This is a genomic window from Salmonella sp. NW177 (assembly GCF_051811585.1).
Classification (GTDB): domain Bacteria; phylum Pseudomonadota; class Gammaproteobacteria; order Enterobacterales; family Enterobacteriaceae; genus Salmonella; species Salmonella enterica.
In genome coordinates this window covers 857,838-870,713 of record NZ_JAMMZV010000001.1, presented here as the reverse complement: position 1 = coordinate 870,713, position 12,876 = coordinate 857,838, and the positions used below count along the sequence as shown (strand labels likewise).

At 53.9% G+C, this 12,876-nt stretch carries 12 protein-coding genes; 3 read left to right on the top strand and 9 right to left on the bottom strand.

Going from position 1 to position 12,876, the window contains the following annotated elements; translation table 11 throughout:
* Positions 1 to 59 precede the first annotated feature (59 nt).
* The 3 genes from NA986_RS04470 (at position 60) to bioD (ending at position 3,128) form a co-directional block, all read left to right on the top strand.
* Positions 60 to 959 (top strand): LysR family transcriptional regulator, encoded by a 900-nt coding sequence (locus NA986_RS04470; RefSeq protein WP_001019577.1) that lies wholly within the window; start codon positions 60 to 62, stop codon positions 957 to 959.
* A 127-nt stretch (positions 960 to 1,086) separates the two neighbouring features.
* Positions 1,087 to 2,307, top strand: coding sequence for a sugar metabolism global transcriptional regulator Mlc (gene mlc / locus NA986_RS04465; RefSeq protein ID WP_000225094.1), 1,221 nt, complete (start codon positions 1,087 to 1,089; stop codon positions 2,305 to 2,307).
* Positions 2,308 to 2,432: 125 nt separating this feature from the next.
* A complete protein-coding gene (bioD, locus tag NA986_RS04460) occupies positions 2,433 to 3,128 on the top strand; it encodes a dethiobiotin synthase (protein ID WP_000919232.1) in 696 nt (231 codons plus the stop codon).
* On the opposite strand, the gene clcB is transcribed toward bioD, so the two are convergent.
* The 9 genes from clcB to ynfF form a co-directional block, all read right to left on the bottom strand.
* Positions 3,084 to 4,373, bottom strand: coding sequence for a voltage-gated ClC-type chloride channel ClcB (gene clcB / locus NA986_RS04455; protein ID WP_038806702.1), 1,290 nt, complete (start codon positions 4,371 to 4,373; stop codon positions 3,084 to 3,086). The two genes, bioD and clcB, sit on opposite strands and share 45 nt — an antisense overlap.
* 135 nt (positions 4,374 to 4,508) lie before the next feature.
* On the bottom strand, positions 4,509 to 5,657 hold the full coding sequence (osmV, locus tag NA986_RS04450; protein ID WP_000593092.1) for an osmoprotectant ABC transporter ATP-binding protein OsmV: 1,149 nt from the start codon (positions 5,655 to 5,657) through the stop codon (positions 4,509 to 4,511).
* Positions 5,657 to 6,304, bottom strand: coding sequence for an osmoprotectant ABC transporter permease OsmW (gene osmW / locus NA986_RS04445; RefSeq protein ID WP_000379677.1), 648 nt, complete (start codon positions 6,302 to 6,304; stop codon positions 5,657 to 5,659). The genes osmV and osmW overlap by 1 nt, the downstream gene beginning before the upstream one ends.
* 9 nt (positions 6,305 to 6,313) lie before the next feature.
* The gene (osmX, locus tag NA986_RS04440) at positions 6,314 to 7,216 is read right to left on the bottom strand and encodes an osmoprotectant ABC transporter substrate-binding protein OsmX (protein ID WP_001211193.1); all 903 of its coding nucleotides are present in this window, start codon (positions 7,214 to 7,216) and stop codon (positions 6,314 to 6,316) included.
* 28 nt (positions 7,217 to 7,244) lie between these two features.
* A complete protein-coding gene (gene osmY, locus NA986_RS04435) occupies positions 7,245 to 7,955 on the bottom strand; it encodes an osmoprotectant ABC transporter permease OsmY (RefSeq protein WP_000557304.1) in 711 nt (236 codons plus the stop codon).
* Between the two features lie 304 nt (positions 7,956 to 8,259).
* On the bottom strand, positions 8,260 to 8,874 hold the full coding sequence (gene dmsD, locus NA986_RS04430) for a Tat proofreading chaperone DmsD (RefSeq protein WP_000206564.1): 615 nt from the start codon (positions 8,872 to 8,874) through the stop codon (positions 8,260 to 8,262).
* Between the two features lie 42 nt (positions 8,875 to 8,916).
* A complete protein-coding gene (locus NA986_RS04425) occupies positions 8,917 to 9,774 on the bottom strand; it encodes a dimethyl sulfoxide reductase anchor subunit family protein (RefSeq protein WP_017465699.1) in 858 nt (285 codons plus the stop codon).
* A gap of 1 nt (position 9,775) precedes the next feature.
* A complete protein-coding gene (gene dmsB / locus NA986_RS04420; RefSeq protein WP_000213069.1) occupies positions 9,776 to 10,393 on the bottom strand; it encodes a dimethylsulfoxide reductase iron-sulfur subunit DmsB in 618 nt (205 codons plus the stop codon).
* A 10-nt stretch (positions 10,394 to 10,403) separates the two neighbouring features.
* Positions 10,404 to 12,839, bottom strand: coding sequence for a selenate/tellurate reductase subunit YnfF (gene ynfF / locus NA986_RS04415; RefSeq protein ID WP_070794024.1), 2,436 nt, complete (start codon positions 12,837 to 12,839; stop codon positions 10,404 to 10,406).
* Positions 12,840 to 12,876 lie beyond the last annotated feature (37 nt).

Genomic DNA, 12,876 nt, shown 5'->3' with positions numbered 1-12,876 from the left:
TAGAAAAAGCAAAATATTCTGTCTAATATATTAATTGTCTCAAATAAGACGTTAAAAATATGAATATCGAATTACGTCATTTACGTTACTTTGTGGCGGTAGCAGAAGAGCTGCATTTTGGTCGCGCCGCCGCGCGCCTCAATATCTCGCAGCCGCCGTTGAGTCAGCAGATACAAATTCTGGAGCAGCAGGTCGGCGCGCGATTACTGGCGCGGACCAACCGCAGCGTAGCGTTAACCGCCGCCGGGCGACAGTTTCTGGTGGATAGCCGACACATCCTGAGTCTGGTAAACGACGCCGCCGCTCGCGCCGAGCGGCTGCATCAGGGCGAAGCGGGAGAAATCCGTATTGGCTTTACGTCTTCAGCGCCTTTTATTCGGGCGGTATCGCATACCTTTTCGCTGTTCCGCCAGTCCTATCCGGGAGTGCATATGCAAACGCGTGAAATGAATACACGTGAGCAAATCGCGCCGCTCAACGAAGGCGTACTGGATATTGGCTTGCTGCGGAATACGCCGCTGCCCGACACACTTAATCGCGAGGTGATTTTGCATGAGCCGCTTATGGCCATGATCCCGCGCGAACATCGGCTGGCGCAAAAGCCGGTCGTCAGTCTGACAGAACTGGCGGAAGAACCTTTCGTCTTTTTCGATCCACATGTCGGGACGGGCCTCTACGACGATATTCTCGGCCTGATGCGGCGCTATAACCTGTCGCCGACCATCACGCAGGAGGTTGGCGAGGCAATGACTATTATCGGTCTGGTGGCGGCGGGACTGGGCGTCTCGATTCTGCCGGCATCCTTTAAGCGTGTACAGATGAGCGAGATGCGCTGGGTTCCCCTGGCAGAAGAGGACGCCGTATCTGAAATGTGGCTGGTATGGCCAAAGCATCATGAACAGAGTCATGCCGTACAGCGGTTTTGCCAACTGCTATTACTGGCTGCCCGACGGGATTAATTACGCTTAAAAAGGGTGAAAATGTGCAGTTAATCACACGGCTAAGCAAAAAGTTGACGGCGAGTATTGAAGTGTTTCACCATAGCACACAGATTATTTCGGAGCGCGAAAATAAAGGGAGTGAGCGGTGGTTGCTGATAGTCAGCCTGGGCATATCGATCAAATTAAGCAGACCAATGCTGGCGCAGTGTATCGCCTGATTGATCAGCTCGGACCGGTATCGCGAATTGACCTGTCTCGTCTGGCGCAGTTGGCGCCTGCCAGTATTACGAAAATTGTTCGCGAAATGCTGGAAGCGCATTTGGTTCAGGAACTTGAAATTAAAGAGGCGGGCAGTCGTGGACGTCCCGCCGTCGGGCTGATGGTGGAAACGGAAGCCTGGCACTATTTATCTATTCGTATTAGCCGTGGCGAAATTTTCCTTGCGCTACGCGATCTTAGCAGCAAACTGGTGGTAGAAGAGTGTCTGCCGCTGCCGTTAACCGAAGCCACGCCGTTGCTTGAGCGAATTATTACGCACGTTGATCGGTTTTTTACCCGCCATCAGCAGAAACTGGAGCGTCTGACCTCTATTGCCATTACGTTACCGGGCATTATCGATACCGAAAACGGCGTTGTGCACCGGATGCCGTATTACGAAGATGTCAAAGAGATGCCTTTGGGAGATGCGCTGGAGCGGCACACTGGCGTACCGGTTTACATTCAGCATGATATTAGCGCCTGGACGATGGCAGAGGCGCTTTTTGGCGCCTCACGCGGCGCGCGCGACGTTATCCAGGTGGTGATTGATCATAATGTGGGGGCGGGCGTTATCACCGACGGTCATTTGCTTCATGCGGGCAGTAGCAGTCTGGTAGAGATTGGGCATACCCAGGTCGATCCTTATGGTAAGCGCTGTTATTGCGGTAATCATGGCTGTCTGGAGACCATCGCCAGCGTCGATAGCGTGCTGGAACTTACGCAGCTTCGGCTTAATCAGTCGATGAGTTCAATGTTGCACGGCCAGCCGTTAACGGTTGATTCACTGTGTCAGGCGGCGATGCAGGGAGATCTATTAGCAAAAGATATTATTAGCGGCGTTGGCGCGCATGTCGGACGCATTCTGGCTATCATGGTGAATTTATTTAATCCGCAAAAAATTCTTATTGGTTCGCCGCTAAGTAAAGCGGCTGATATCCTTTTTCCGGCCATTGCTGACAGTATCCGTCAGCAGGCGCTGCCCGCCTACAGCAGGAATACGGTAGTGGAAAGCACGCAGTTTACCAACCAGGGCACGATGGCCGGGGCGGCGTTGGTAAAAGACGCGATGTATAACGGCTCTTTGTTGATTCGTCTATTACAGGGTTAACATTTTTTAACTGTTGTACAAAAATTTGCGCTAACTCAAGCTGATTGCCCTTGCCATATCTTAGACTTTCTCCACTGTATTATTTTCCTGGCTTATATTTTCGAAGCATAACGGTGGAGTTAGTGATGCTGAAGCGTTTCTTTATTACAGGTACAGACACTTCTGTTGGGAAGACGGTGGTTTCCCGCGCATTACTACAAGCGTTAGCGTCGAGTGGTAAGAGCGTTGCAGGGTATAAACCTGTCGCTAAAGGGAGCAAAGAGACTGCAGAAGGGATGCGCAACAAAGATGCGCTGGTATTGCAAAGCGTCTCTTCGCTGGAGTTGCCGTATGAGGCGATTAATCCGATCGCGTTAAGCGAAGAAGAAAGCAGCGTCGCGCATAGCTGTCCTATAAATTACACCTTGCTGTCCAACGGTCTGGCGAACCTGAGCGATAAAGTGGACCACGTGGTTGTGGAGGGCACTGGCGGCTGGCGTAGTTTGATGAATGATTTACGTCCATTGTCCGAATGGGTGGTACAGGAACAGTTACCGGTATTGATGGTGGTAGGGATTCAGGAGGGGTGCATTAATCATGCGCTACTGACTGCGCAAGCTGTCGCTAACGATGGACTGCCATTAATTGGCTGGGTGGCGAATCGTATCAATCCTGGGCTGGCGCATTATGCTGAAATTATTGATGTGCTTGGGAAAAAACTGCCAGCGCCGCTGATTGGCGAGTTACCGTACCTGCCGCGCGCCGAGCAGCGTGAGCTGGGGCAGTATATTCGTTTGTCAATGCTCGGCAGCGTGCTGGCGGTAGATAGAATCATGGCGTAACGTTCGCGAGAGCACTGACGCGACTACACAGGCAATCAGCAGACCGGGGAGTAACTGATACTCGCCGGTCATTTCACAAATCATCAGGGTGGACATTATCGGCGCATGGGTTGTCGCCGCCAGTAGCGTCGCCATACCCGCCAGCCCCAATAAAATCGCTATTTCATCCGAGCCTGGCAGCCAGAATCCCCATATCCGACCCAGAAACATTCCAATGGATAATCCGACAAATAATGTTGGCGTAAAGACGCCGCCCGGCGCGCCAGACCCGCTGCTGGCGAGCACCGCCAGGATTTTGCACGCAAAAATTCCGCCAATCAGCGAGAATAGCGGTGGGGAGAGCAGAAATGATTGTACGACGCTATAGCCGTTTCCCCATACCGTGGGCGTGAGTAACGACAGTAATCCGACAATAAGCCCGCCCAACGCTAGTTGCCAGGGCGGCGACAGTTTTAAACGTAAGAAACTATTATGGCTGGCTGTCATCAGCCACATCAGCAACGGGCCGCACAGACCGGCGACCAGGCCGGTACTGACTATCATGACGTACTCCCGCGCGTGGAGATCAACGGTCAGATGTACGGTATAGAGTAGTGAATCGCTACCGTTTAATACATGGGTGGTTAGCAGGGCGACGACGGCGGAAACGACAACCGGGCCGAGGGAAGCCAGCATTAAGGTACCGAACAGGATTTCCGCGATAAACACGCTGCCCGCCAGCGGCGCATGGTAAGCGCCCGCCATGCCCGCAGCGGCGCCGCTGGCGATCCATAATTTCCATTCCTCACGCGGCGTGAAGCGTCGGGCAAAGCTGGATGCCGCCAGCGCGGCGAGGAGGATCATTGCGCCTTCGCGACCAATTGCGCTGCCGCTGACCACGACCAGCAGCGAGGCCAGCGATTTCACCAGACTGGCGCCAACGTCAAATTGCCCGTCGGTTTGCAATGCTTCCATATAGTCAGTGGGCGCATGGGGGCGCTGTTGGTTCATTTTTTGCCACCCCCACAGCAACAGACCAGCGGCCAGGCCGCCAAGCGCCGGCGTAATCAGCCTTCGCCAGGGCGAAAGCCCCTCAGCCGCATTCACCAGACTGCCGGTGTCATTACTCAGGAAAATCCACTCCAGCAATTGCATCGCATGACGGAAGGCGGCGACAGCCAGCGCCGCGAGAATACCGATGAGCGTAGCGATCAGCAGGCGACGAAACATCGCGCGCAGATCCGGGTAAGCGTGTAAACGATGCATGAGCGGGTAAACAGGGAGTTTCAGGATAGCCTATTCTGCGGGGAAATGGCGTCAGACGCAAAAGCACTATGTGCGATATAATATTGCGTACAATAATGATACTGCCGGATAGCGAGAGGCCATCCGGCGGTAGCGTTAGCTGTTTTCGTGAATATTTAGCGCCCGACGCGTGCGGCCTGAGCTGAGATAGTCGGCGATGTAATCCTGAGAGATTTCACCATTATAGCGCCCGTCTTCATCAACGATCGGCATCCAGCTGGTATTACTTTCGTACAATCTGGACAGCACAATACGCAGATTATCTTCCGCTTTGCCCGTAATACGGAAAGGATGGGTGATATCGGCGCAGATTCCGCTGGCGTTCCGAGCCTCCCGGCGCTTCACAAATCCCAGTGGCTTACCGTCGTTGTCAATGACGGTAATGGCGCGAATATCGTGATCATCCATAATGCCGAACGCCTCGCTTAACGGCGTGGAAGGCCGCGCGGTAATGGTTGGCTGTTGGTCGGTAACATCGCCTGCGGAGACCAGTAGCAAACGCTTTAACGTTCTGTCCTGACCGACAAACGACCCGACAAACTCGTTAGCCGGTTTGGCCAGCAGTTCATCAGGACTGGCGCACTGTACAATTCGCCCCTGACGGAACACGGCGATACGGTCGCCGAGTTTTAGCGCTTCGTCGATATCATGGCTGACCAGCATCACGGTCTTTTTTAGCTTACGCTGCATATCCAGAAACTGGTTCTGGATCACTTCGCGGTTAATGGGGTCCACCGCGCCGAAGGGCTCATCCATCAGCAGTACCGGCGGATCGGCGGCCAGAGCGCGGATCACGCCAATACGCTGTTGCTGTCCCCCGGACATCTCCTTTGGATAGCGATGCAGAAATTTTCTGGCATCCAGCGCCACCATGTCCATCAACTCTTCGGCGCGTTGCTTGCAGCGCGCTTTGTCCCAACCCAACATGCGCGGCACAACGGTAATATTTTCTTCAATCGTCATATTAGGAAACAGGCCGATTTGTTGGATAACATACCCAATATTGCGGCGTAGCGTTACCGTATCCATATCGTTGGTATTCTCGCCGTTGATAAGAATATTACCGCTGCTGGGCGCGATCAGCCGATTGATCATCTTTAACGTGGTGGTTTTGCCGCAGCCGGAGGGACCGAGCAAGACGCACATTTCGCCTTCCGGCACGTTCAGGTTGACGTTGTCGACGGCTTTTAGCGGCTGACCCTTTTTCTGTACAAATTGTTTGGTGAGATTTTCCAGTTTTATCATTATCGTATCCCCTTAGGTGTCAGTACGACTTGCAGACGATGCAACAGCCAGTCAAGCACAATCGCTAGTAGACAGATCATCAGCGCGCCGGCAATTAACATGCGAATATCGCTGCCGCTAATGCCGTTTAACAGTAGCAGTCCCAGACCGCCGGCGCCGATCACCGCGGCAATCGCCATCACGCCGATATTCATCACTACCGCGGTGCGGATACCCCCGAAAATAACCGGTAGGGCCATTGGGATTTCGACCCAGCGCAGCCGTTGCCAGAAAGTCATACCGATGCCGCGTCCCGCTTCACGCAGACCGGGCGGCAAACTATCAAGCGCAGTATGGGTATTACGGACAATCGGCAGTAAAGAGTAGAGAAAAACGGCCGTCACAGCGGGCAGAACGCCAATACCATGTCCGATCAGCGAAAAGAGCGGGATCATTAATCCAAACAGCGCGATAGACGGAATGGTAAGAAGTAGCGTGGCGGCGCCCAATACCGGCGTTGCCAGCCATTTGTGGCGTACAATCAAAACGCCTAACGGTACGCCGATGATAATCGCCAGACCGACGGCCAGCGCGACCAGCCAGAGATGCTGAAAGGTAAGGCTGGCGAGATAGCCTGCGTTATCCAGCATATAATGTATCGTATCCATAGGCGCTCCTTACAGCAGACCTTTGTCCTGCAAAAATTGATGGGCTACCTGTTGCGGCGTGCGATGCTCGATATCGACCTGGGCGTTTAGGGTCGATATCACATCGTTATTGAGCAGGCCGGAAAGGGTGTTTAAGGCGTCATCAAGGCCAGGATTGGCCTCCAGCACCTCTTTACGCACCACGGGCGTGACAGCGTAACTTGGAAAGAAGCCTTTATCATCTTCCAGCACTTTCAGATCAAACCCTTTCACCCGTCCGTCGGTGGTATAGACCAGCCCGGCGTCAACCAGCCCATCCCGAACGGCGTTATAGACCAGCCCTGGGTCCATCTGTCGTATTTGCGGGCGATCGAGCTGCATTTGGTAGGCTTGCTGAAGGGGCTTCATCCCATCGCTGCGCCCGGCAAATTCCAGATCGAGACCGAGCATCCAGTTGTGGTCAGGATCGTTCTGCCGGACCTGTTCGATTTTTGCCACCATTTGCGAGATGGTGGTGATATTTTCCGACTCGGCGCGTTTGCGCTGCATCGCGAACGCGTAAGTATTGTTCATGTCAGCCGGTTTGAGCCATACCAGGCCCAGCTTCGCATCCAGGCGTTTTACCGTGTCGTAGGTTTCCTGTGGACTCATGCGCTTATCGATACGGTTGAAAATAATCAGCGATGTACCGGTGTATTCCCAGGTAATATCAATTTGTTTATTCACCATCGCATTACGTGAAATCACCGCGGCGATATTGGTTTGCGGCTGAACCTGAAAGCCTTTTTTCTGCAAATACTGAACGGTCATAGCGGAAAGAATATGCTGCTCGGTAAAGCTTTTGGTAGCGAGAACCAGCGGCGCGGCCTGCGTCTGGCTACTGAACAACAGCGTTGCGGCAAGCCATCCTAACAGGTGTTTTTTGAATCTCATTTAACGCTCCTTATTGTTATTTATGCGTTCAGACGGTATGAGGGCTAAGGCGTCGCCCAAACCAGGCAAGCAGAGTGTCAAGAATCAGCGCGAATAACGCCGTGGCCGTTGCGCCGAGGATCAACGTCGGAAAATCGTTGAGATAAATTCCCGGGAAAATCAGCTCGCCGTAGCTGCTGGCGCCAATCAGAAAGGCCAGCGGCGCGGTGCCGACATTGATGGCGGTCGCGATGCGAATACCGGACAGCATCACTGGCCACGCATTAGGTAGCTCTACCTGGCGAAGTCGCTGCCATTTTGTCATCCCAATCCCGTTCGCCGCTTCAATCAGTGAGGCGGGAACGGAACAGAGGCCCGCATAGGTATTGCGGACGATAGGCAGAAGGGAGGCCAGAAATAGCGCGACAATGGCGGGCGTATCGCCGATCCCGATAATCACCATCGCTAAGGCCAGGACGGCCAGCGGCGGCAAGGTATTACCAACATTAAAGATTTGCATGACATATTCAGCAAATCCCTTTGCCGCAGGACGGCTGAGTAAAATCCCACTCGGGATACCGACCAGTAAAGCAAAAAACATGGACGTAAATACCAGCATCAAATGCCGTTGTCCGAGATACAGCAGATCGACCTGACGCGCTTTCAGCGTCTCCAGACCGATTCCCCAGATAAACAGCGCCAGTAACAGCAAAATGACGATAGTGAACCCAAGTACACGTTTTAGGGTGAGGGTGTGCATTGCGGTGTGTCTCCCTGTTTGCATGTGTTATGGCGACGTTAAGAGTCGCGTGTTGTTATGCCATGTTCCGGCAGGGTGCTTTGAGCTATAGCAACAGGTTGGGAAGGATTCCAGCGAAGCGTGATGTTTAACACTATTAAACATCTATTAACAATTATGGTTTGCCCTTATGCGGCTTAGCGTGAACATTCACGATAAAGAATTATCTTAAAAATAGAAGCGTAGTGTGACGTTGTCACTTTTTGTAGATAAAAATAGGCCGCAATGGGAGAAAAGGCAGGTAAAATCCTGCCTTTTGTGGGGATTAACGGAATAACGGTTTTACAGCGACGGGAATAATGAGTTGAGCTTGCCATTGCGCCAGCGTCAGACGCGCCAGTTGCCCCAACGCCTGATAAAACGGATGCCCGGCATGATCGATAAATACGTCCAGAAAGCGGGACGACCACGGAAACAGATGCCAGGCCAGGAGTTGTTCGCATTCATGATGACGGTCGTTCTCGGCAAGCCAGGCCGCCAGTAGCAACAGCGACCCAAAATGATCTTCTGGCTCGTTTTGCTGCATTTCAAACTGAATTCCGTTTTCGCGCATCCACTGACGTAGCGCCAATGTAGAATCGCCAAATAATACGCTCTCACGATCCAGCCAGACGGAACCCCACGGCGGAGACGGCAGAGCGTAAGGGCCGATAAACAGACGCTGCCAGGCCTGTGGCAACGACTCTTCGCTGTGGGACTTAAACATAGCCGCCACAGGCGCAAGCGCCTCGGCATCAAGCGGCCACTGCGCCTGCCAGTCGTCGGTTAATAGCGCCTGAACCAGAGGAGCGGTTTCGTGGCTTTCCGGCGAATAATAAAACAACGCGCCGAGAACACGCGCCGTTACTGCAAAATCATCACGTTGTAAAAAAGTGGTCATTCAAACAATCCCGAAAGGTGCGGGTCGCCCCGCACGCATAAATTAACCTGCGACGGCCATACCTACAGTCATATGCAGGCCATAAAAAAGTCCGCGGCCAATAATTTCGCCTGCCAGCACCAGCACGACACCGAGCAGCAAACCAACGGTATGCGGTTCGCGGCGACGGATTAGCGGACATAGCCAGCAGCCTAATCCGGCAGCAAGCAAGACAATGCGCCAGACCTGTAGCATACCGTAATCCGGTGCGAGATGGCTGGCCTGTTGCACGGAACTGTGAATGGTTGAGAGAGACAGTCCTTGTAGTACGATGACCGTCACGCACACCACCAATGCCAGGCCGCTAATACTGGCAAACGTCACGCTGCAAAATGGGACGCGCGCGATGCGTAGCAGTAACGCCGCAAACACCGGGCCGCACAGGAATGCCGTGAGGAAAAAGGCCAGCGTGGTGTAGCCATTATACCAGGTTGGCACGGTATCTATCTGATAAACGAGCGTCATTGCCCAGATGAATGCAACGCCGAGCGCCATACTGATCAGCAGCCACACTTTACCCAGCACCGGGGGCATTTTACCGAGTACCGCCACCAGCCACCAGATGCCGCCTACGGCAAAGAACACCGATCCTGCGGCGATTTCATTACTCAGTGCGGAAGCGCCTACGCGGTTAAGCGAGTTAAACGCGCGCATCGGCGAGCCGAGATGCATAATCGACGCGAGGAATCCCAGTCCCATCACCAGCCACAGAAAAAACATGCTACGCACGATGCGCTGACGGGCGATGGTATCGTCTTTTGCCGTCAGCCAGCCCAGTCCGCTAACGATTAACGCGCCGACCACGCACTGACCAAAGACCGTGAAGATCATCAACGGCCATTCATGCCATCCACTTCCCATCTTATACTTCCTTCGGATTGGCCAGATAACCGGTAGTGTCCCCGGTCGGGCGGCTGTTGGCGTTGGGTTTAATCACAATATTCGGCTTCGTGAAATGCGCGCGCGGCAGCGGCGCGACGGCAGCCAGCTCACCGTGTTTTTTGCGCAGTTCGTCTATCGGGCCGAAATCCAGCGCCCGCAGCGGGCAGGATTCCACGCAAATTGGTTTCTTGCCTTCCGCCACCCGGTCATAACAGCCATCGCACTTGGTCATATGACCTTTGGCCGCGTTGTACTGCGGCGCGCCGTACGGGCAGGCCATGTGGCAGTAGCGGCAGCCGATACAGACCTCTTCGTTCACCACCACAAAACCGTCATCGCGCTTGTGCATCGCGCCGCTCGGGCAGACTTTGGTACAGGCCGGGTCTTCGCAGTGGTTACAGGAGATGGAGAGATAATAGGCAAAGACGTTCTGGTGCCAGACACCGTTATCCTCCTGCCAGTCACCGCCAGCGTATTCATAAATGCGGCGGAAGCTGACATCCGGGGTCAAATCTTTGTAGTCCTTGCAGGCCAGTTCGCAGGTTTTGCAACCGGTGCAACGACTGGAATCAATAAAAAATCCATACTGGGTTGTCATCGGTTACTCCTTACGCCTTTTCAACCTGAACAAGATTACTGTGTGACGGATTACCTTTCGCCAGTGGGGAAGGCCGGTGCGACGTCAGAATGTTAATGGAGCCGCCGCGATCGACTTTGTCGCCAAACATGTCGGCATTTAACCAGGCGCCCTGGCCGATAGCGGTGACGCCAGGCAATATGCGCGGCGTGACTTTTGCCGGAATGAGCATCTCTCCATTCTGGTTAAAGACCCGCACGGTGTCGCCGTGCTGAATGCCTCGCGCTTGCGCATCAATCGGGTTGATCCAGATCTCCTGCGGACACGCCTGTTGCAGGACGTCGATATTGCCGTAGCTGGAGTGGGTACGCGCTTTATAGTGGAAGCCGGTTAGCTGTAGCGGGTAGCGCTGACGAAGCGGATCGTCCCAACCGTCAAAGCCTGGCGTATAGGCGGGTAAAGGATGGATAATCTCATCTTTCTTCAGCTCCCACGTGTTGGCGAGGGTTGCCAGACGCTCGGAATAGATTTCGATTTTACCGGACGGCGTTTTCAGTGGGTTGGCGGCAGGGTCTTCGCGGAAGGCGCGGAAAGCGACGTAGTGCTCCTCCGGGCATTTTTTCTTGAAAATTCCTGTCTGTTTCATCTCTTCGTAATCCGGCATTTCCGGGTTACGCGCTTTGGTTTTTGCGTGCAGGTATTTGACCCACTCATGCTGCGTGCGGCCTTCTGTGAAGGTCTGGTATACGTCCGGACCAAGCCGTTTAGCCACTTCACTGAGCGTCCAGTAAATGGGCTTTCTTTCAAATTTCGGCGAGGTGGCGGGCTGACCAAGAATGACATAGCCCATATTGCCTGCGGATTCGTGGGAAATCAGATCTTCCTGCTCGGTCGGCATTAAATCAGGCAGCAGAATGTCGCAATATTTTGCCGACGCGGTCATAAAGTGCTCGATGCCGACGATCATTTCACATTTACTGTCGTCCTGAAGCACCTCGTGGGTGTGGGCGATGTCGCCATGCTGATTGATCAGCGTATTACTGGCGTAGCACCACAAAAATTTGATCGGCACGTCGAGCTTGTCTTTTCCCCGCACGCCGTCGCGTGTGGCGGTCATTTCCGCGCCATGATCGATAGCGTCGGTCCAGGTAAAGACCGAAATCTGGGTTTTTACCGGGTTCTCCAGCATAGAAAACCATTCGACGCCCAGATCCCAGGTGCCTTCGCGCACGCCGGAATTACCGCCATTTATGCCGACGTTACCGGTGAGTACAGACAGCATGGCGATTGCGCGTGCGGTCTGCTCCCCGTTAGAGTGGCGTTGCGGTCCCCAGCCCTGGCAAATGTAAGCCGGTTTCGCCGAGCCGATTTCCCGCGCCAGTTGAATGATTTTTTCCGCCGGAATACTGGTAATCTGCGCGGCCCATTGCGGCGTTTTAGCGATACCGTCGCCGCCCTGACCCAAAATATAGGCTTTATAGTGCGCGTTACGCGGGGCCGAGGCGGGCAGAGTGGTTTCGTCGTAGCCGATGCAGTATTTATCCAGAAACGGTTTATCAATAAGATCTTCGGTAATCAGCACCCAGCCGATTGCCGCCGCCAGCGCGCCATCGGTACCCGGGCGAATCGGCAGCCACTCGTCTTCGCGGCCGGCGGCAGTGTCGTTATAACGCGGGTCAATGACGATCATCCGGGCGTTGGAGCGTTCGCGCGCCTGTTCGACATAGTATGTCACGCCGCCGCCGCTCATACGTGTTTCCGCGGGGTTATTGCCAAACATCACCACCAGTTTTGTATTGGCGATATCATCCGGACTGTTGCCGTCGTTGCCGCCGAACATATAGCTCATGGCCGCGCTGATTTGGGCGGTGCTGTAGCTACCGTAACGGCTGAGATAGCCGCCGCAGGCGTTCATCAGGCGATACGGTACGTTAGAATTGGTAATATTGCCGCCGTCCACGCCGGTACCGTAAAGGACATGTACCGCTTCGTTGCCGTAATCCTTGAGGATACGTTTCAGGTTATCGCCGATGGTATCCAACGCTTCATCCCAACTGATACGTTCGAATTTGCCTTCTCCTCGTTTACCAACGCGTTTCATCGGATATTTCAGGCGATCGGGATGATTCATCCGGCGACGAATAGAACGACCGCGCAGGCAGGCGCGTACCTGATGGTTGCCATATTCATCGTTGCCCGTGGTATCTGATTCAACCCAATATACGGTGTCATCTTTTACGTGCAGGCGCAGCAGGCAGCGGCTGCCGCAGTTAACGGTACATGAACTCCAGACCGCTTTTTCTGCCACATTGCCAGATGCGAGGTCTGCTGCGGCGTGGGCGATGCGGGAGAACGGAAGGGTGAAAGCGCTACTGGCAAGCGCAAGGCTACCGATAGCGGAGGTTTTCACCAGGCTTCGTCGGCTGATACTGGCCGCCATTAATGCCTCAGGGTTGGTGATTTTCATAACAGCTCACTATGCTCATCCAAAAAAGAGTTTTAAA

Coding starts and splice junctions, on each gene's coding strand:
- NA986_RS04470 (WP_001019577.1), top strand. CDS start 60: ATGAATATCGAATTACGTCATTTACGTTACTTTGTGGCGGTAGCAGAA.
- bioD (WP_000919232.1), top strand. CDS start 2,433: ATGCTGAAGCGTTTCTTTATTACAGGTACAGACACTTCTGTTGGGAAG.
- clcB (WP_038806702.1), bottom strand. CDS start 4,373: ATGCATCGTTTACACGCTTACCCGGATCTGCGCGCGATGTTTCGTCGC.
- osmV (WP_000593092.1), bottom strand. CDS start 5,657: ATGATAAAACTGGAAAATCTCACCAAACAATTTGTACAGAAAAAGGGT.
- osmW (WP_000379677.1), bottom strand. CDS start 6,304: ATGGATACGATACATTATATGCTGGATAACGCAGGCTATCTCGCCAGC.
- osmX (WP_001211193.1), bottom strand. CDS start 7,216: ATGAGATTCAAAAAACACCTGTTAGGATGGCTTGCCGCAACGCTGTTG.
- osmY (WP_000557304.1), bottom strand. CDS start 7,955: ATGCACACCCTCACCCTAAAACGTGTACTTGGGTTCACTATCGTCATT.
- dmsD (WP_000206564.1), bottom strand. CDS start 8,874: ATGACCACTTTTTTACAACGTGATGATTTTGCAGTAACGGCGCGTGTT.
- NA986_RS04425 (WP_017465699.1), bottom strand. CDS start 9,774: ATGGGAAGTGGATGGCATGAATGGCCGTTGATGATCTTCACGGTCTTT.
- dmsB (WP_000213069.1), bottom strand. CDS start 10,393: ATGACAACCCAGTATGGATTTTTTATTGATTCCAGTCGTTGCACCGGT.
- ynfF (WP_070794024.1), bottom strand. CDS start 12,839: ATGAAAATCACCAACCCTGAGGCATTAATGGCGGCCAGTATCAGCCGA.